Source organism: Dongia mobilis, assembly GCF_004363235.1.
GTDB classification, from domain to species: Bacteria; Pseudomonadota; Alphaproteobacteria; order Dongiales; family Dongiaceae; genus Dongia; species Dongia mobilis.
Genome location: NZ_SNYW01000008.1, coordinates 26,678 through 44,463, shown reverse-complemented (window position 1 = coordinate 44,463; position 17,786 = coordinate 26,678). Strand labels below are relative to the sequence as shown.

Sequence of the window (17,786 nt, the reverse complement as noted above, 5' to 3'; positions counted from 1 at the left end):
CCCACCATGTCACGCTATAACTTCCTGGAAGCAGAGACCAAATGGCAGGCGGCGTGGAATGCGCGCAATTGCTTTGCCAGCTCTGCCGACACGACCCTGCCGAAATACTATGTCCTTGAGATGTTCCCCTATCCGTCGGGGCGCATCCATATGGGCCATGTGCGCAACTACACGATGGGCGACGTGGTCGCCCGCTACAAGCGCGCCAAGGGCTTCAACGTCCTCCACCCCATGGGCTGGGATGCCTTCGGCCTGCCCGCCGAGAACGCCGCAAGGGACATGAAAGTCCACCCGGCCGCCTGGACCTATGACAACATCGCCAATATGCGCGCCGAACTGAAGCGCATGGGCCTCGCCCTCGACTGGTCGAAGGAGCTGGCCACCTGCCATCCGGGCTATTACCAGTACCAGCAGGCGATCTTCCTCGACTTCTTCAAGGCCGGCCTCGCCTACCGCAAGGAGGCCTTCGTCAACTGGGACCCGGTCGACCACACCGTGCTCGCCAACGAGCAGGTGATCGACGGCAAGGGCTGGCGCTCCGGCGCACCCGTGGAGAAGCGCAAGCTCAGCCAGTGGTTCCTGAAGATCACCGAATATGCCGATGACCTGCTCTCGGCGCTCTCTTCGCTGGAGCGCTGGCCGGAGAAGGTCCGGCTGATGCAGGAGAACTGGATCGGCAAGTCGACCGGCGCCTATGTGCGGTTCCGCATCAAGGGCAGCGACCAGCGCATCGAGGTCTTCACGACGCGCCCCGACACGCTGTTCGGCGCCAGCTTCATCGCCGTCTCGCCCGACCATGCGATCGCGGAAGAGGCGGCGCAGCATGATCCCAAGGTGGCCGCCTTCATCGCCGAATGCCGCGCCGCCGGCACCTCGGAAGCCGCGGTCGAGACGCAGGAGAAGAAGGGCCATCGCCTGCCCCTCGAGGTCGAGCATCCGCTGATGCCGGGCAGGACGCTGCCGGTCTACATCGCCAATTTCGTCCTCATCGAATACGGCACCGGCGCCATCTTCGGCTGCCCCGCCCACGACCAGCGCGACCTCGATTTCGCCCGCAAATACGGCCTCGGCGTGATTCCGGTGGTGCTGCCGCCGGATGCCGACCCGAAGACCTTTGCGGTCGGCGATACCGCCTATACCGATGACGGCGTCATCTACAATTCCGGGTTCCTCGACGGCCTCGACAGCGAGGGCGCCAAGAAAAAGGCCGGTGCCAAGCTCAAGGAACAGGGCGACGGCGAGAGCACCACGATCTTCCGCCTGCGCGACTGGCTGGTCAGCCGGCAGCGCTATTGGGGCTGCCCGATCCCGATCATCCATTGCGATGCCTGCGGGCCCGTGCCGGTGCCGAAGGAGGATCTTCCCGTCCTGCTGCCCGATGACGTCAGTTTCGAGAAGCCCGGCAATCCGCTGGACCACCATCCGAGCTGGAAGCATGTCGATTGCCCCAAATGCGGCAAGAAGGCCCGGCGCGAGACCGACACCTTCGACACCTTCGTCGATTCATCCTGGTATTTCGCGCGTTTCTGCGCGCCGCGCCACGACCAGCCGGTCGATCAGACGCTGGTCGATTACTGGCTGCCGGTCGACCAGTATATCGGCGGCGTCGAGCATGCCATCCTGCATCTCCTCTATTCCCGCTTCTTCACCCGGGCGTTGAAGAAGACCGGCCATGTGAAGCTGGACGAGCCCTTTGCCGGCCTGTTCACGCAAGGCATGGTCTGCCACGAAACCTATCGCGACCCCAAGACCGGCGAATGGCTGAACCCGGCCGAGGTCGAGAAGCAGGGCGAGAAGGCGGTGCGCGTCGGCAGCGGCGCGCCGGTCGAGATCGGCCGCTCGGAGAAGATGTCGAAATCGAAGAAGAACGTGGTGGCGCCGGATGTCATCATCGGCGCCTATGGCGCCGATACCGCGCGCTGGTTCGTGCTGTCCGACAGCCCGCCCGAGCGCGACATGGAATGGACCGCTTCCGGGGTCGACGGCGCCTGGCGCTTCACCCAGCGCATCTGGCGCCTCACCGACCAGTGGCTGGAGGCGCTGCCCGGCATCGCGGGCGCCACGCCGGCGGTGGCCGAGGGCCCGGCGCTGGATCTGCGCCGCGCTTCCCACAAGGCGATCGCCGCCGTCTCGGACGATATCGAGAAGTTCCGCTTCAACCGCGGCGTCGCCAAGATCTATGAATTCGTCAATTTCCTGGCCGATCTCGGCACCGAGAAGCTGGCAGACGCGCCGGGCCTGTTCGCCCGCAAGGAAGCTCTCGACACCCTGGCTCAGCTGATCGGCCCGATGATGCCGCATCTGGCCGAAGAGATCTGGCAGCGCCTGGGCCACCAGACCCTGCTGGCCGAGACCGCTTGGCCACAAGCCGATCCGCAGCTTATCATCGACGACCAGGCGACCGTCGCCATCCAGGTCAATGGCAAGCTGCGCGCCACCATCCAGCTGCCGCGCGATTGCGACCGGGCGGTGGCGGAGGCCCGGGCGCTGGCCGAGGATGCGGTCATCCGCGCCATGGACGGCAAGTCGCCGAAGAAGGTTGTCGTGGTGCCAAACAGGATCGTCAATGTCGTGGTCTAGACGCGCTCTTCTGCAGTCGCTTGGCAGCGGCATCGCGCTTGGCGGTGCCGGTGCGGCGCTTTCCGCCTGCGGCTTCCGGCCGCTTTACGGCCAGACCAGCACCACGGCGCAATCGGGCGCCACGGTGGATTCGCACCTCGCCGCGATCAAGATCAAGGCGCCGGTCTGGGAACGCTCGGCCAGCCCCTATGACGCCGCCGGCAAGGCCAAATACGATGCGCGTACCGCGCAGGTGCTGCACAACGCGCTCAGGAACGCCCTCAACCCCTATGGCCAGCCGACCAATCCGGCCTATGAGCTCAGCATGGAGCTGAGCGAGCAGGTTGATCCGACCCTTGCCTCCGATGACGGCGAGATCGACCGCTACGATCTGCGCCTCAAATCGCATTTCCGCCTCGGCAGGGTCGACGGCACCGAATTGATGCTGGAGGACGTCTTCGTCTATTCCTCCTTCAACAAGGTGCGCGAGCCCTATCTCGACCTCGTCGCCCAGAACGACGCCCGCGAGCGCGCCGCCAAGCAGCTGGCCGAGATGCTGAAGTTCCGCCTGTCGACCTATTTCGTCGCCAATGGCTGAGGCGCCGGCGGCGCCATGAAGCTGGAGCGCCAGGCCCTGGAGCGATTCCTGCGCCAGCCCGGCGAGGAAGTGGCGGCGGTGCTGGTCTTCGGCCCCGACGAGGGCATGGTGCGCGAGCGCGCCAACCAGATGACCCGCGCCGTGCTGGGCGAGGCGGACGACCCCTTCCGCCTTGCCGAAATGACCGGCGACGATATCAAGGCGGATCCGGCGCGGCTCTCCGACGAGGCCCATGCCATCGCCATGATGGGCGGGCGGCGGGTGGTGCGGGTCAGCCGCGTCGCCGATGCGCTGGAGCCGGTCTTTGCCGAATTGCTGGCGGCACATCGCGACAGCCGGCAATGCCTGGTGGTGGCCGAGGCCGGCGATATCGGCGGAAAGTCCAGCCTGAAGAAATTGTTCGAGGCCCTGCCCCATGCCGGCGCCATTGCCTGCTATCGCGACGAGGCGGCCGATCTGCCGGCCCTCGTCACCGCGCAATTGCGCGCGTCCGGGCTGGAGATCGCGCGCGATGCCGTCGACTACCTCGCCGCCAATCTGGGCGGCGATCGCGGCGTCACCCGCTCCGAGATCGACAAGCTCATCCTCTATATGGGCGACGAGAAGCGCGTGACGCTGAAGGATGCCGAGGCTTGCGTCGCCGACCAGGCGGCGGTCGGCCTCGACGACCTCTGCCAGGCGGTGGGCCTCGGCGATCTCAGATCGCTCGAGCGTCAGCTGGACCGCAATCTGGCCGAGACGCATCCCGTCCTGCTGGTGAAGATGGTGTCGCGGCATTTCCTCCGCCTCCACCAGGTGGTGGCGCGCATGCAGCGCGGCGAGAGCCTGGATGCCGCCATGAACAGCCTGCAGCCGCGCGTCTTCTGGAAGGCGCTGGAAGGCTTCAAGAACCAGTGCCGCCGCTGGCAGGCCGGTTCGATCGCCCAGGCGCTGCTGCGCCTTGCCGAGCTTGAGGCCGAGGCGATGCGCTATCACCAGATGGCGGAAACCCTGATCCGCCGCGGCCTGATGGAAGTGGCGAGCCTCGCCGACAAGGGCGCGCCGGGAAAAGCGGCGGGCCGAAGCTAGCGCGAGAAAGCCGCCACCATTGCAGCCGCGCGTCGCTTGTGGCGACTCGGACCGGCGGCGCATCGATGACGCCATGATCGGGCGCCGCCATCTTCCGCTACTGGTTTTCCTGTCACTGCTTCACCTCGGTCTTGCCGCGGCGGCGCTGGCGGCACCCGATGACGGCTATCGCTGGCTGGTGCTGGGCGCCGTCGACGGCGATACCCTTCGCGTCGAACTGCCCGGCCTGCCGCCCGAATTGCAGCCGATCAAGGTGCGCGTCCTTGGCATCGACACGCCGGAGGCCGGCGGCCGTGCCGCATGCGCACTGGAGCGCGACCTCGGCGCCAAGGCCACCGCCCTCACCCGCTTCCTGATCCATGAGGCGAAGCGGCGCGGCGACGCGATCGTCTTTTCCGCAATCGGCTGGGACAAATATGGCGGCCGCATCGATGCCCATGTCTCGATCGGCGGCCAGTCGCTGGGCGACACGCTGATCCGCGCCGGTCTCGCGCGCCCCTATGACGGCGGCAAGCGCCGGAACTGGTGCTGAGGCTAGTTGGCCCGGTTGGGCGCGAAAGGCGAGAGGCCGAGCCAGGCCTGCATCGAGCGGGCAAGCTCCCGGTCGCCGGTTAATGTCAGGCGGTCCGCCGCCATCTCGCTCTTGACCGTGGTGAGTCCCATCCAGATCGCCGTCATGCTTTTCAGCGGGCATTCGACATATAGGTCGATCTCGAAGCCGGGATCGGTCTGGCAGAGATCCACATTGCGCTTTTCCACCAGCATCCACCAATCGCGCCGGCTGGGCAGCTCGGGATAATGGAACTGGATGGTGGCGCGGCGCGGCGGCAGCGGCGTCGGGTTGAGGTTGCGGCGCATATCCCACATCAGCAGGCTGGGGTCGAGCTTCGCCAGCGCCTTGCCCGTGTCGACCCATTGTGTGCCCCAGAAGCCCAGGGCCATCACCAGGCCGCGGAGATCCTCGCCGGCCTGGGTCAGGTGGTATTCAGTGCCGCCCGCCTGTTCCTGGCAGGTGACGATGCCGGCCTGCTGCAATTCCTTGAGGCGCTTCGAGAGCAGGGTCGGCGAGATACGCGGCACGCCACGGCGGATGTCATTGAAATGGTGACTGCCGCAGAGAAGCTCGCGCAGGATCAGCGGCGTCCAGCGGGTACAGAATATCTCCGCGGCCATGGCGATCGGGCAGAACTGCCCATAGCTCGCATAGCTTGTCTGCATGTCCATGACGCCACTCCCTCCTCACAAGGTGAACCGTCCCCGTTCGAAAAGCCGGCGAGCCTAGACCCGGCCGGGCCAGCATGCAGCTCCAGAATCTGTACCACCGGAGCGGGTGAGAATGCCAGCGGAGCCGCTACACAAACTGGACTGGAACGGATCGCAGGGCTGGTGAGAGAACGCGCCATCCGAGGCCGGGCAGGAGCCGGCGGCGGAGTCGAGACCTCAATCATTGCCCCTAAGAAACGATCCAGGAGAGCATCATGAGCAGGACCAGCCAGGCGGAAGCCGTTGTTAACATCTCGCCCGAAACGGGTATCGACCCCATTGCCATCGTCAGGAAACTGGGCCCCGGCTTTGCCGCCCGCGCCCGGACGGCCGACGACACTGACGCCTTCGTCGCCCAGAATTTTGCCGAGCTGAAGGCGGCCGGCCTGGTTACCGCCGGCGTGCCGGCCGATCTCGGCGGCGGTGGCGCCGGCATCTCGGCGCTGGCCGGCATGGTGCGCGAACTGGCGCAGCATTGCGGCTCGACCGCGCTTGCCTTTTCCATGCACACGCATCAGGTGGCGATCCCGGCCTGGCGCTGGACCCGTCAGCAGGCGGCCCCGGTGGCCCCGCTCTTGAAGCGGGTCGCCGCCGAGAACCTCGTCCTGCTGTCCTCCGGCGGCTCCGATTGGATCGCCGGCTCCGGCAAGGCGGAGAAGGTCGAGGGCGGCTATCGCATCACCGCACGGAAAGTCTTCACCTCGGCGGCGGAGGCCGGCGACATCCTGATGACCGGTGCGGTCTGGGAGGAAGCGCCGGAAGGACCAATGGTGCTGCATTTCGGCGTGCCAATGAAATCGCCCCATGTCAGCATCATCCAGAGCTGGAAGACCATGGGCATGCGCGGCACCGGTTCCAACGATGTCGTCATCAACGGCCATGTGGTGCCGGAGGAAGCCGTCGCCCTCAAGCGCAAGCAGGGCGAATGGCATCCCCTCTTCCACATCATCTCGATGATCGCCTTCCCGCTGATCTATTCGGCCTATCTCGGCGTCGCCGAGGCGGCCCGCACCCGCGCCCTGGAACTCGCGGCGAAGCGCCGGCAGAGCAACGAGGTGGTGGCCCTGGTGGGGCGGATGGAGACGGAATTGCGCACGGCACAGCTGGCCCAAGCCGCCATGGTCGCTCTGGCCGAGACGGCGCAGCCCGGGCCGGCGACCACCAACGAGATCATGATCGGCCGCGCGCTGGTGGCGCGCCACGCCATCGCCGCCACCGAGCTGGCCATGGAAGCGGCGGGCGGCGGCGCCTTCTATCGCGACAATGAACTGGAGCGGCATTTCCGCGACGTGCAGGGGGCGCGCTACCACCCGATGCAGCAGGGCCAGCAGGCGCTCTATGCCGGCAGCGTCGCCCTGGGCCTCGACACGGCCAAGGTGTACTGAGGGAATCGACGCCAGATCGTTCCCGTCATCCCCGGGGCTTGGCCCGGGGATGATTCCCCCTTAAGACGGCGCCAGTTTCGCGATCAGCCCAGTTTCGCGATCAGGCCGTCGAGCTGGGCGAGCGTCTTGTAGTGCAGGGTGACCTTGCCGCCCTTGCCGTCGAAATCGATCTCGACCCTGAGGCCGAGCTTGAGCGCCAGGTCACGTTCGAGCGCCTTGGTATCGGCATCCTTTTCCTTTGGTGCCTTCTTCGCCTTCGTCGATTTCAGCAACGCGCCGGGCTTGAAATCACGGGCCAGCTTTTCCGTCTGGCGTACGTTGAGGCCCTGCGCCACCACCTCATTCGCCACCGCGACCGGATCGGCGCAGGTCAGCAGCGCGCGCGCATGGCCAACACTGAGCCTGCCATCCACCAGCATGGAGCGCACCTGGCCCGGCAGCTCGCGCAGGCGCAAGCTGTTGGCGAGCGCGGAGCGGCTCTTGCCCAGGCGCTCGGCCAGCTCCTCCTGGGTATAGCCGAATTCCTGCATCAGGCGGTGATAGCCCTCGGCCTCCTCCAGCGGATTGAGGTCCTGGCGCTGGATGTTCTCGATGAGGGCGATCTCGAGCGCGTCGCGGTCGGTGAGCTGCTTCTCGACCACCGGCACTTCATGGAGCTGCGCCAGCTGTGCGGCACGCCAGCGGCGTTCGCCGGCGATGATCTCGAACTCGCCCTTGGGGCGACTGGGATGCGCGCGGACGAGAATGGGCTGCAGCACGCCCTTGCTGCGGATCGATTGCGCGAGGTCTTCCAGCGCCTGGGTGTTGAAATGGCCGCGCGGCTGGTACCTGCCGGGATGCAGCAGCTCGATCGCCACCTGGCGCTGGCCGGCCACGGCCGCCGCCGCTGCCTCGCCCGCATGCGGCGCCGTTGCCGCCGCCACCGCCGGATCGCCGCCCAGCAGCGCCGACAATCCCCGTCCCAGATGTTTCTTCGCCATATTCGTCTTCTTTGCTTGGAATCTTCAGTTGCCATTCCCCTCTCTAACTCTCCCCCTCAAGTGGGAGAGGATTGGAGCGTGGCGTTTGCGACCATTCGATCTGAACCCCCTCCCCACTTGAGGGGGAGGGTCGGGGTGGGGGGTGGCCTCTCGGCCTTACGCCACCTTCAGCGATTTACCCGCCTGGCCCTGCTCCCGCCGCAGCAATTCGGAAGCGAGGTGGATATAGGCCTGCGATCCCGCGCAGCGGATGTCGTAGAGCAAGGCGGGCTTGCCATAGGAAGGCGCCTCGGCGATGCGGACATTGCGCGGGATCGCGGTCTCATAGACCTTGTCGCCGAAATAGGCGCGCACATCGGCCGCCACCTGTTCGTTCAAGCTCGAGCGCTTGTCATACATGGTGAGCACGACGCCCTGGATTTCCAGCACCGGATTCAGGTTTTGCCGCACGCGCTCGACCGTCTTGATCAGCTGGCTCAAGCCTTCCAGCGCATAGAACTCGCATTGCAGCGGCACCAGCACGCAATCCGCCGCCACCATCGCATTCAAGGTGAGGAGCGAGAGCGAGGGCGGACAATCGATGAGGACGAAATCATAGAGGAGCGGATCGGCTGCCAGCGCGTCCTTCAGGCGGTATTCGCGCCGGTCGAGATCGATCAGCTCGATCTCGGCGCCGGCCAGATCCGGCGTGGTCGGCACGATCCACATATTGGGGACAATCGTCGGTTGTGTTGCGTCCTTCAGGCTCGCGCCATCGATGAGGACCTCATAGGCGCCGGTCTCGCGCTGCGCCGCCTCGAGGCCGAGCCCGGTCGAGGCATTGCCCTGGGGATCGAGATCAATTATTAGGACTTTTTTCCCGCAGGCCGCCAGGGCCGTCGCCAGGTTGACCGCGGTCGTGGTCTTGCCGACGCCACCCTTCTGGTTGACGACAGCCATGATCCGCGGCTGATGGTTCTGTTGGCCGTCGCTCACGCCCTACCCCGTCTTTGCAGGTGAGAAAGTTCCAGGATGACGCCGCTGGAATCGGTGAGGCTCCCATGGCGCTTCGCCTGCATTGTCCAGATGCGCGCGGCCTCGGTCAATTCCTCATCCGCCCGCGCCCCCTTGAGAAAGAGGCAGGTGCTGGCGGGTGTCAGATAGGGCTCGGCCCAGTCCAGCAATTGCCGCAGGCTGGCCAGCGCCCGGGCGGTCACGATGGGTGCGGGCCAGGCTGTCGCCGCCTCGATCCGCGTCGTGTGGATCGTGACGCGGCCAAGCACCCCGGTCTGGCGTGCCGCCTCCAGCAGGAAGGCGCCCTTGCGTTCATCCGAGTCAACCAGATGCACCTGCCGCCCGGTCATGATGGCGAGGACCAGCCCCGGGAAGCCGGCGCCGGAGCCGAGATCGGTGATCGGCGCCTCCCCCGGCGGCAGCAGGGGCAGCAGCTGGGCCGAATCCAGGAAATGCCGCCGCCAGAGGTCGGGCAGCGTATCCTTCGCCACCAGATTGATGCGCGCCTGCCATTTCACCAGCAAAGCGGCATAGGTCTCCAGGGCGGCTAATGTTTCACGTGAAACATCCTGGCCGATCCGGCTCATTTCTGCGGAAAATTCGGCGGGAGTCACGGATGCCTCAGGCACTCTGTCTTTCGCTTTCCCGGCGCTCGTCCTTCCGGCGGCGCACATGGCGCAGCAGGATGGTGAGGGCGGCGGGGGTGACACCCGAGATGCGCTGGGCGGCGCCGAGGGAAACCGGGCGGGCTTGTTTCAGCTTTTCCCGCACCTCGGCCGAGAGCGAGGGGATGGAATCGTAATCGAGATCCTCGGGCAGAATCAGCGCCTCGTCCTTGCGGAAGGCCAGGATATCCGCCTCCTGGCGCTTGAGGTACCCGGCATAGCGGCCCTCGATCTCGATCTGCTCGGCGATTTCCGGGCGGAAACCCTGGATCTCCGGCCAGATCTGGCCGAGCCGGGCGAGATCGATGTCTGGATAGCCGAGGAGCCCCATGGCCGTGCGGCGCTGGCCGTCCTGGTTGACGGCAAGGCCCAGCTTGCGCAGTTCGCTGGGCGTCGCGGAAAGGCCCTCCATGACCCCCCGCGCCGCCGCCAGGGCGGCCATTTTCCCGGCGAAGGCCCGGGAACGGGCACTCCCGACGATGCCCCAGGCCTCGCCCAGGCCGGTCAGGCGCTGGTCGGCATTGTCCTGCCTGAGCTGCAGCCGGTATTCGGCGCGGCTGGTGAACATGCGGTAGGGCTCGGATGTTCCACGTGAAACAAGATCGTCGATCATGACGCCGATATAGGCCGTGGCACGGTCGAGGCTGACGCCCTCCCCCCCGCCATTTGCCCCGGCCCCACCCGCCAGCCTGGCGGCATTGAGCCCGGCCATCAGGCCCTGCGCCGCCGCCTCCTCGTAACCGGTGGTGCCGTTGATCTGCCCGGCCAGGAACAGACCCGGCAGCGCGCGCAGCTCCAGGCTGGGTCTGAGGGCCCGGGGATCGACGAAATCGTACTCGATGGCATAGCCCGGCCGCAGCATGACCGCCTGCTCGAGGCCCGGAATGGTCCTGAGGAGATCCCGCTGCACCGCTTCGGGCAGCGAGGTGGAAATGCCGTTGGGATAGACGGTGTCGTCGTCGAGGCCCTCCGGCTCCAGGAAGATCTGGTGGCGGTCCTTGTCGGCGAAACGCACCACCTTGTCCTCGATCGAAGGGCAATAGCGCGGCCCCGTCCCCTCGATCTGGCCGGAATAGACGGCCGAGAGATGGATATTGTCGCGAATGACGGAATGGCCGGCGGCGCCGGTATAGGTGATGCCGCAGGCGATCTGCGGCGTGGTGATCTCGGCCGTCAGATAGGACATCGGCAGCGGCGGGTTGTCGCCGGGCTGCGAATCCAGGGATTTCCAGTCGATGCTGCGGCCATCGAGGCGCGGCGGCGTGCCCGTTTTCAGCCGGCCCAGCGGCAGAGCGAGGCGCTTCAGGGTCTCGGCCAGCTTCAGGGAAGGCTGCTCCCCCACCCGCCCCGCCGGCACCCGTTCCGTGCCGCAATGGATGAGGCCGTTGAGGAAGGTGCCGGTGGTCAGCACCACGGCGCCGCAAGCGAGCCGCGCGCCCGCCTCGGTGATCACCGCCGCCACCCGGCCATCGCGGCCGATCTCGAGATCGGCGGCAGCCCCCGCCTGGATGCTGAGATTCGCCTGCTCGGCGAGGAGCGCCTGCACCGCCTGGCGATAGAGCTTGCGGTCGGCTTGGGCGCGCGGGCCGCGCACGGCCGGGCCCTTGGAGGCATTGAGCATGCGGAACTGGATGCCGCCCCGGTCGATGGCGCGGGCCATGATCCCGTCGAGGGCGTCGATCTCGCGCACCAGATGGCCCTTGGCGAGGCCGCCAATGGCCGGGTTGCAGGACATCTCGCCAATCTTTTGCGGATCATGGGTCAGCAGCAGGGTGCGGGCCCCGGCGCGGGCCGCCGCTGCCGCCGCTTCGGTCCCGGCATGGCCGCCGCCCACCACGATCACATCGAATTTTTGCTCAGCGCTCATGTTTCACGTGAAACAGTTCAATATTTACATATATTTCAATAGCTTGATCACTTGCCGATGCAGAATTCCCGAAAGATCAAATCGAGAACATCATCGACTTCCACCCGTCCGGTGATCCGGCCCAAAGCCTGCACGGCGAGACGCAGATCCTCGGCCTTCAATTCCACCACCGGCGCGGTCCGGCCCCGGTTGAGGGCGCCGAGGCACCTCTCCAGCGCCGCCCGGTGCCGCAGCCTGGTCAGCGCCGGCTGGGCACCCGGGTTGAGCGCCGCCGCCGCCCGCCCCGTCAGCGCCGCCACCAGGGCATCGAGGCCGAGGCCAGTCTTCGCCGAAACCTTGAGGAGCGGCCGCCCCGCAATGGCGGGATCGGGATCGGCCACGAATTCGGCCTTGTTCAATACGACAATCGCCGCCTCGTCAATCCGCTCGGCAATGGCGGGATCGAAATCGGGCCAGACGGCGCCGTCGAAAACGATCAGCTTGAGATCGGCGAATTCGGCCCGTTTGAGGGCACGGGCCACCCCCTCCTGCTCGATCTCGTCCGGGCTCTCGCGCAGGCCCGCCGTATCGGCCACCAGCACCGGATAGCCGGCAAGGTCCAGCTTCACCTCGATGACATCCCGCGTCGTCCCGGCGCGGGCCGAGACGATGGCGGCCTCACGACCGGCGAGGCGATTGAGCAGCGATGACTTCCCCACATTGGGTGCACCGATGATGGCGACCGAATATCCCTCGCGCAGCATCTCGCCGCGATGATCGTCGGCGAGATGCGTCTCGATCTCGCGCGCCAGCACGCGCAGGGTCTCGTCCACCAGGGCGATGAGATCGACCGGCAGGTCCTCGTCGGGAAAATCGATCGCCGCTTCCATGCGGGCGAGCGCCGAAATGAGCGCGCCGCGCCAGCTTTCGTAGAGCGCCGACAATTCTCCCTCCGCCTGGCGCAGGGCCTGGCGCCTTTGCGCTTCCGTCTCGGCGGCGATGAGATCGGCGAGACCCTCAATCTCGAGGAGATCCAGCTTGCCGTGATCAAAGGCGCGGCGCGTGAACTCGCCCGCCTCGGCGAGGCGCAGACCGGCAGCACTCAGCGCCTTGCCAATGGCCGCGATGATGGCCGGCCCGCCATGGACGTGCAGTTCGACCACATCCTCGCCGGTGAAGCTGGCGGGTGCCCTGAAGTAGATGACGAGCGCGTCGTCGAGGAGGATGCGATGTTCGTCGGTGGCAGCTGATGAAAAGAGCCGCCGCCTGATCGCCTCGCGCGGCCGCGGAAGCGGCCGTCCTGTAAGGGTTTCCAGCACCTCTCCAGAACGCGGACCGGAAAGACGAAAGACAGCGACGCCCGATCGTCCCGCCGGCGTGGCCAGGGCGAAGATGGTATCCGCGCTCATTGCCCCGCTTTGGCGAGGCGATCTTCCGGCAGGCGGTCTTCCGGCAGGCGGTCTTCCGGCAGGCGGTCTTCCGGCAGGCGGTCTTCCGGCAGGCGGTCTTCCGGCAGCAGCATCAGGCGCGTGACGCGCTCGCCCCGGATCAGGTGGCGCTGGATGATCTCTTCCGCATCCTCGATCGAGTGATAGGTGTACCAGACGCCCTCCGGATAGATGACGAGGGTGGGACCGAGTTCGCAGCGGTCGAGGCAGCCCGACTGGTTGACGCGCAGATCGCCGAGGCCGAGTTCCTTGGCGCGCGCCTTCATGTAGTTCCTGAGCTTCTCCGCGCCGCGGCTCTTGCAGCAGCCGCGGGCGTGGCCTGCCGGTCGCTCGTTGACGCAGCAGAAGACATGGGCCTGGTAATAGGGTGCCGGATCGCCCGGCCGGGATCGGTCCGTCATGGGGCTACTTCTTGCTGTCGCTGCCGCCGGTGAAGCCCTGCCAGAACATCTTCTGCATCTGCTCGAGCCCGGCGGCACCCGCCGGCAGCCAGGTCTTCAGCAGCGTCTCGGCATCGGTCCCGCGCATCGCCGCCATGACGCGGTCCTGCATCTCCTGCATCACGGCTTCCTGCATCGGCGCCACATTGGGCAAGCCGAAAAAGGCCCGCGCCTCCTCCGGCGTGCAATCGATATCGAGATGGATCTTCATCCGGCCTCCCGCAGTCCCGTCAACAAGATGACATCGTTCCGTAGCTTTGGTTCGCCGGCGTGGATTTACCAGCTTGGGTTCGGTGGCGACACTAGCCGATGGCGCCGCGCAACTAAAGGCCGGCAGCAGAAGGCGCGCGGCCGACCAGGTCCTGCCGGTGACGATCCGGTGACATTGCCACCCCACCGGGAGGGGGAGTGCACATCCGCCCGCTTCTGTGCTAGAGCGCCCATATGACAGGCTATATCAACTATCTGAATTTGCCTCTCGATCCCAGATTGCGGGATCTGCTGGAGGCCTGGGAGCGGTTGCGCCCGGCGGCGGACACCCTGCCGGCCTATGACGTGCCGGCGCAGGCGGCCTTCGCGCCGGCCAGCGATCATCTCTGCATCGTCCAGATCCGGCACGAGCCGGGGCGCAAGGGCCCGCGCTACTTCATCATTCAGGATGGTCCGGGAACCGCGGCGGAACTCGGTTTCGACATGACCGGCCGCTATCTCGACGAAATCAGCGAATTGCCCGAATTCCAGACCATGCTGGAAAGCGATTACGACATCGTGCGCAAGAGCGGCAGGCCGCGCAGCTATGCCGAGGAGCACCATCTCGACAATTCCCTGCGCCAGATCGTCGGCATCCAGTTCCCCTTCGCCGCCGATGGCAAGACGGTCGACCACATCCTCGAAGTCACCTACCGGATCGATCTCGGCCGGGAGGATCCAGGTCAGCAACGGAATTAGGGCAGGAAACGGCTTCCGCCAGGCCGCCGGCCTTTTCCCGCCTCGGCCAAGCGGGCCAGGTCGGGCCAGGTCGGGTCTGTTCGGCTCTGGCTCGGTCAGGTCAGGAGGCAGCCCATCGCCCGGCGCCGCGCCCGGCGCGCCTCGTCAAGATCTTCCAGTACCAGCAGGCGCGCGACCTTGTCGCCGTCGCCATAGGGCAGGATCACATAATCCGACTGATAGGTGCAGCCGGTCTGCGAGCGCCAGCAATAACGGCCCAGTTCCGGCCGGCCCGAAAGCGCCACCCGGGCATAGGCGGCCGCCATCGCCTCCCGCTCCGGAAAGGGCGAATCCAGCACTGCCATTCCACTGCAATCGAGGCCAAAGAACTCCCGGAAACCGGAACCGAACAGGCGGAATTGCGGCCGCGCCGGGTCACTGACACAGACCACCACCAGATCGCCAAGGAAGGGTCTCAGCGCGATCGGATCGATCGCCGCCAAAGGCGGAAATGCCCGCGCGCCCCTGTCTTCCTGCCATTTTTTCTGCAGGGCATCGAGGCGCGTCGATTCCGGCGCCGGTGTTGGTACGGAAACGAGTACTGGCACAGCCGAATGCAGATTTGTCGTCATGAAGAGTCCAACGAGCCATGACCCCGTCCTAATCCATGGCCGCGCATTAAATATTGCCATCCGGAAATTGCGGTTGATCCGATCGTCTGGCCGGAAAACGGGCTGACCTGAACAGGTTCGGGCAGGGCATGGATCGGCGAGTGATGCGACGCCCCCGACAGCCTCGCGGCGCTCAGCCCGGCTGCGTGGTGCGGCCCTGGCGGGCGGGATCGAGATCCTCCATCACCAGCAGGCGCTCGACCTTGCCATCGCCAAAGGGCAGTACGACGAATTCGGAGTGATAGGTCACTCCCTCCTCAGAGTGCCAGCGATACCAGCCCAGCAACGGCCGGCCGCTCAGCGCCACCTGGCGATAACTCTCGAGGATGAGCTCCCGCTCGGGAAAGGCGGCGTTGCGCACCTTTTCCCCGCTGAAGGGCCGGGTGAAGAAATCATTGAAGCCGCTGCCGACCAGGCGGAAGACCGGCTCCTTCGGATCGCGCACGTCGACCAGCACCAGATCGGCCAGGAAAGGCTTGAAGCGCACGGGATCGATCGCGGCGAGGCCCGGATAGGGCGCGCCGCCACAGCTTTCGACCCATTGCCGGTGAAAATCCCGCAGCCGCTCGGAACGCAGCGCCGCCGCATCGTCATAGAAGGCTTGCTGCTCGTCCCCGGACATTCGAACACCCTGCTTGCCGGCGCTGCCGGTGGGCTGATTGGCTCGTTTGGCAGCGCCGTGCATGTCGCCGCCGGTCCACCGCTTCTTACCCATTAGCACAATGCGGTTGATTGAGGCGATGCCGCTTGCCACCTTCAGCCCCATGACCCGACATGCCGCCCCCACCCGCCCCGCCAAGCCCAATCCCCTCAATCTGCTGGTCCACGAGACCAGCCCCTATCTGCTCCAGCACCGGGACAATCCCGTCAACTGGCGGGCCTGGAACGACGACGCCCTCAAGGAAGCCCGCACCAGCGACAAGCCGATCCTGCTGTCGGTCGGCTATGCCGCCTGCCACTGGTGCCATGTCATGGCCCATGAGAGTTTCGAGGATGACGGCATCGCGGCGCTGATGAACGAGCGTTTCGTCAACATCAAGATCGACCGCGAGGAGCGGCCCGACCTCGACCAGATCTACCAGCAGGCCCTGGCCCTTCTCGGCCAGCAGGGCGGCTGGCCGCTCACCATGTTCCTGACCCCCGATGCCGAGCCCTATTGGGGCGGCACCTATTTCCCGAAGGAGGCGCGTTACGGCCGGCCGGGCTTCGGCGACGTGCTGGTGGCACTTTCCGACGCCTATCACCACGACAAGGAGAAGGTGGCGAAGAATGTCGGCGGCCTCGCCGAGGCCATGCGCCGGCTGGCCGTCCCCGCCGCAGGCGAGGCAATCGAGGCCGAGATCCTGGACCGTATCGCCGAACATCTCCTGGGACGGATCGATTTCGTCCATGGCGGGATCGAGGGAGCGCCCAAATTTCCGCAGGCGCCGATCCTCAACCTGCTGTGGCGCGCCTATCTCAGGAATGGCGACGGCCGCTATCGCGAGGCGGTCCATCTCAGTCTCACGCGCATGCTGCAGGGTGGCATCTACGATCATCTGGGCGGCGGGCTCGCGCGCTATGCCACCGACGCCGCCTGGCTGGTGCCGCATTTCGAGAAGATGCTCTATGACAATGCCGAGTTGCTCTCGCTGCTCGCCGATGCCTGGATCGATGCCGGCGAGCGGCTGTATGAAGAGCGCGCAGCCGAGATCGTCGGCTGGCTGACGCGCGAGATGCTGGCCGCCCCGAACGAGGCCGGCAACCGCGCCTTCGCCGCCTCGCTGGATGCCGATTCCGAAGGCATCGAGGGCAAGTTCTATGTCTGGGACGAAGCCGAGATCGATGCCGTGCTGGGCGACGAGGCCGCCTTCTTCAAGCAGGTCTATGGTGTCACAGCCGAGGGCAATTGGGAGGACACCAATATCCTCTCCCGCGGCCATCAATCCGGCCTGCTGTCGCCGAAGGACGAGGCGCGCCTCGCCGCGGCACGCACAAAATTGCTGGCACGGCGCGACACCCGCATCCGCCCCGGCTGGGACGACAAGGTCCTGGCCGACTGGAACGGCCTGATGATCGCCGCCCTCGCCAGGGCCGCCCAGGTCTTTGCCAGGACCGACTGGCTGCGCCGCGCCGAAGACGCCTTCGCCTTCATCGAGACGACGATGCGCGACAGCAACGGGCGCCTCAAACATGCCTGGCGCGCCACGCCCGACCAGCCGCAGGGCCGGCTGGCGCATCCCGCGACCCTCGACGACCACGCCAACCTCGCCCGCGCCGCCCTGGCCCTGCATGAGGCCACCGGCGACGGCCGCTACCTCGCCGCCGCGAAACGCCTCGTCGCCGATCTCGACGCGCATTTCTGGGACGATGCCGGCGGCTATTTCTTCACCGCCGACGACACCACGGATGTCATCATCCGGACCAAATCGGCCGGCGACAATGCGACACCTTCGGGCAACGGCACGATGCTGGACGTGCTGACGCGACTTCATCACCTGACCGGCGATGCGGCCTATGAGGCGCGCGCGGCAGAGCTGCTGAAGACCTTCGCCGGCGAGGTCGAGCGCAATTTCTTCCCCCTCGCCACCTTCCTCAATGCCGCCGATTTCCGCGCCCATGTCACCGATGTGGTCATCATCGGCCAGCGGGACGAAGCCGGCTGCGCCGCCTTGCTGGCCGCCCTCAAGGCGGGGCCCCAGGTCAATCTCATCGTCTCGGTCCTGGCCGATGCCGCTTCACTGCCCGACTTCCACCCCGCCGCCGGCAAGACGGCCGTCGACGGCAAGGCTACGGCCTATGTCTGCCGCCAGCAGAGCTGCTCGGCACCGGTGACGGCACCGACGGAACTGGCGCGGCTCCTGGCATCCAATCGTCGCAGCGCGGCGTAGGAAGGTCTAAATCCATAGACGGCAGCAAGGCCGAGGCGCTAGCCTTGGCATCGAGCCCAACCCGTTCCCGCCG

At 66.4% G+C, this 17,786-nt stretch carries 17 protein-coding genes; 8 read left to right on the top strand and 9 right to left on the bottom strand.

Going from position 1 to position 17,786, the window contains the following annotated elements:
- Positions 1-6 precede the first annotated feature (6 nt).
- From leuS to A8950_RS08840, 4 genes are all read left to right on the top strand, one after another.
- Complete coding sequence (gene leuS, locus A8950_RS08855) at positions 7-2,580, top strand: leucine--tRNA ligase (protein ID WP_133613303.1); 2,574 nt, start codon at positions 7-9, stop codon at positions 2,578-2,580.
- Positions 2,567-3,157: a hypothetical protein gene (locus A8950_RS08850; RefSeq protein ID WP_166645083.1), complete on the top strand. Its 591-nt coding sequence runs from the start codon at positions 2,567-2,569 to the stop codon at positions 3,155-3,157. The genes leuS and A8950_RS08850 overlap by 14 nt, the downstream gene beginning before the upstream one ends.
- Positions 3,158-3,172: 15 nt before the next feature.
- The gene (gene holA, locus A8950_RS08845) at positions 3,173-4,225 is read left to right on the top strand and encodes a DNA polymerase III subunit delta (RefSeq protein ID WP_133613301.1); all 1,053 of its coding nucleotides are present in this window, start codon (positions 3,173-3,175) and stop codon (positions 4,223-4,225) included.
- A gap of 73 nt (positions 4,226-4,298) precedes the next feature.
- Positions 4,299-4,757, top strand: coding sequence for a thermonuclease family protein (locus tag A8950_RS08840; RefSeq protein ID WP_133613300.1), 459 nt, complete (start codon positions 4,299-4,301; stop codon positions 4,755-4,757).
- A 2-nt stretch (positions 4,758-4,759) separates the two neighbouring features.
- Here A8950_RS08840 and A8950_RS08835 read toward each other — a convergent pair whose 3' ends face one another.
- On the bottom strand, positions 4,760-5,449 hold the full coding sequence (locus A8950_RS08835; RefSeq protein ID WP_208109808.1) for a winged helix-turn-helix transcriptional regulator: 690 nt from the start codon (positions 5,447-5,449) through the stop codon (positions 4,760-4,762).
- Between the two features lie 254 nt (positions 5,450-5,703).
- On the opposite strand from A8950_RS08835, the gene A8950_RS08830 reads away from it, so the two are divergent.
- Positions 5,704-6,873: an acyl-CoA dehydrogenase family protein gene (locus A8950_RS08830; protein WP_133613299.1), complete on the top strand. Its 1,170-nt coding sequence runs from the start codon at positions 5,704-5,706 to the stop codon at positions 6,871-6,873.
- A gap of 83 nt (positions 6,874-6,956) precedes the next feature.
- Here the strand turns inward: A8950_RS08830 and A8950_RS08825 are convergent, their stop codons facing one another.
- From A8950_RS08825 to mnmE, 5 genes are all read right to left on the bottom strand, one after another.
- Complete coding sequence (locus A8950_RS08825; RefSeq protein WP_133613298.1) at positions 6,957-7,853, bottom strand: ParB/RepB/Spo0J family partition protein; 897 nt, start codon at positions 7,851-7,853, stop codon at positions 6,957-6,959.
- A 156-nt stretch (positions 7,854-8,009) separates the two neighbouring features.
- Positions 8,010-8,792 (bottom strand): ParA family protein, encoded by a 783-nt coding sequence (locus A8950_RS08820; RefSeq protein ID WP_133613822.1) that lies wholly within the window; start codon positions 8,790-8,792, stop codon positions 8,010-8,012.
- 32 nt (positions 8,793-8,824) lie between these two features.
- The gene (gene rsmG, locus A8950_RS08815; protein ID WP_166645082.1) at positions 8,825-9,460 is read right to left on the bottom strand and encodes a 16S rRNA (guanine(527)-N(7))-methyltransferase RsmG; all 636 of its coding nucleotides are present in this window, start codon (positions 9,458-9,460) and stop codon (positions 8,825-8,827) included.
- Positions 9,461-9,467: 7 nt separating this feature from the next.
- Entirely contained in the window at positions 9,468-11,378 is a 1,911-nt protein-coding gene (gene mnmG, locus A8950_RS08810; protein ID WP_133613296.1) for a tRNA uridine-5-carboxymethylaminomethyl(34) synthesis enzyme MnmG, read from the bottom strand.
- Positions 11,379-11,425: 47 nt separating this feature from the next.
- Complete coding sequence (gene mnmE, locus A8950_RS08805; RefSeq protein ID WP_133613295.1) at positions 11,426-12,766, bottom strand: tRNA uridine-5-carboxymethylaminomethyl(34) synthesis GTPase MnmE; 1,341 nt, start codon at positions 12,764-12,766, stop codon at positions 11,426-11,428.
- Here mnmE and A8950_RS20000 point away from each other — a divergent pair.
- Entirely contained in the window at positions 12,766-13,239 is a 474-nt protein-coding gene (locus A8950_RS20000) for a pentapeptide repeat-containing protein (RefSeq protein ID WP_166645081.1), read from the top strand. The genes mnmE and A8950_RS20000 overlap by 1 nt on opposite strands.
- Here the strand turns inward: A8950_RS20000 and A8950_RS08795 are convergent.
- Positions 13,211-13,456, bottom strand: coding sequence for a DUF6489 family protein (locus A8950_RS08795; protein WP_133613294.1), 246 nt, complete (start codon positions 13,454-13,456; stop codon positions 13,211-13,213). The two genes, A8950_RS20000 and A8950_RS08795, sit on opposite strands and share 29 nt — an antisense overlap.
- A 233-nt stretch (positions 13,457-13,689) precedes the next feature.
- Between A8950_RS08795 and A8950_RS08790 the strand changes: the two genes are divergently transcribed.
- Positions 13,690-14,193: a PAS domain-containing protein gene (locus tag A8950_RS08790; RefSeq protein ID WP_133613293.1), complete on the top strand. Its 504-nt coding sequence runs from the start codon at positions 13,690-13,692 to the stop codon at positions 14,191-14,193.
- Between the two features lie 95 nt (positions 14,194-14,288).
- Here A8950_RS08790 and A8950_RS08785 read toward each other — a convergent pair whose 3' ends face one another.
- Together A8950_RS08785 and A8950_RS08780 are read right to left on the bottom strand one after the other, a co-directional pair.
- Entirely contained in the window at positions 14,289-14,804 is a 516-nt protein-coding gene (locus tag A8950_RS08785) for a PAS domain-containing protein (RefSeq protein ID WP_166645080.1), read from the bottom strand.
- Positions 14,805-14,976: 172 nt separating this feature from the next.
- Complete coding sequence (locus A8950_RS08780; RefSeq protein WP_166645079.1) at positions 14,977-15,465, bottom strand: PAS domain-containing protein; 489 nt, start codon at positions 15,463-15,465, stop codon at positions 14,977-14,979.
- 118 nt (positions 15,466-15,583) lie between these two features.
- Here A8950_RS08780 and A8950_RS08775 point away from each other — a divergent pair, with 118 nt between their 5' ends.
- Positions 15,584-17,713, top strand: coding sequence for a thioredoxin domain-containing protein (locus A8950_RS08775; RefSeq protein WP_243735584.1), 2,130 nt, complete (start codon positions 15,584-15,586; stop codon positions 17,711-17,713).
- Positions 17,714-17,786: the final 73 nt, after the last annotated feature.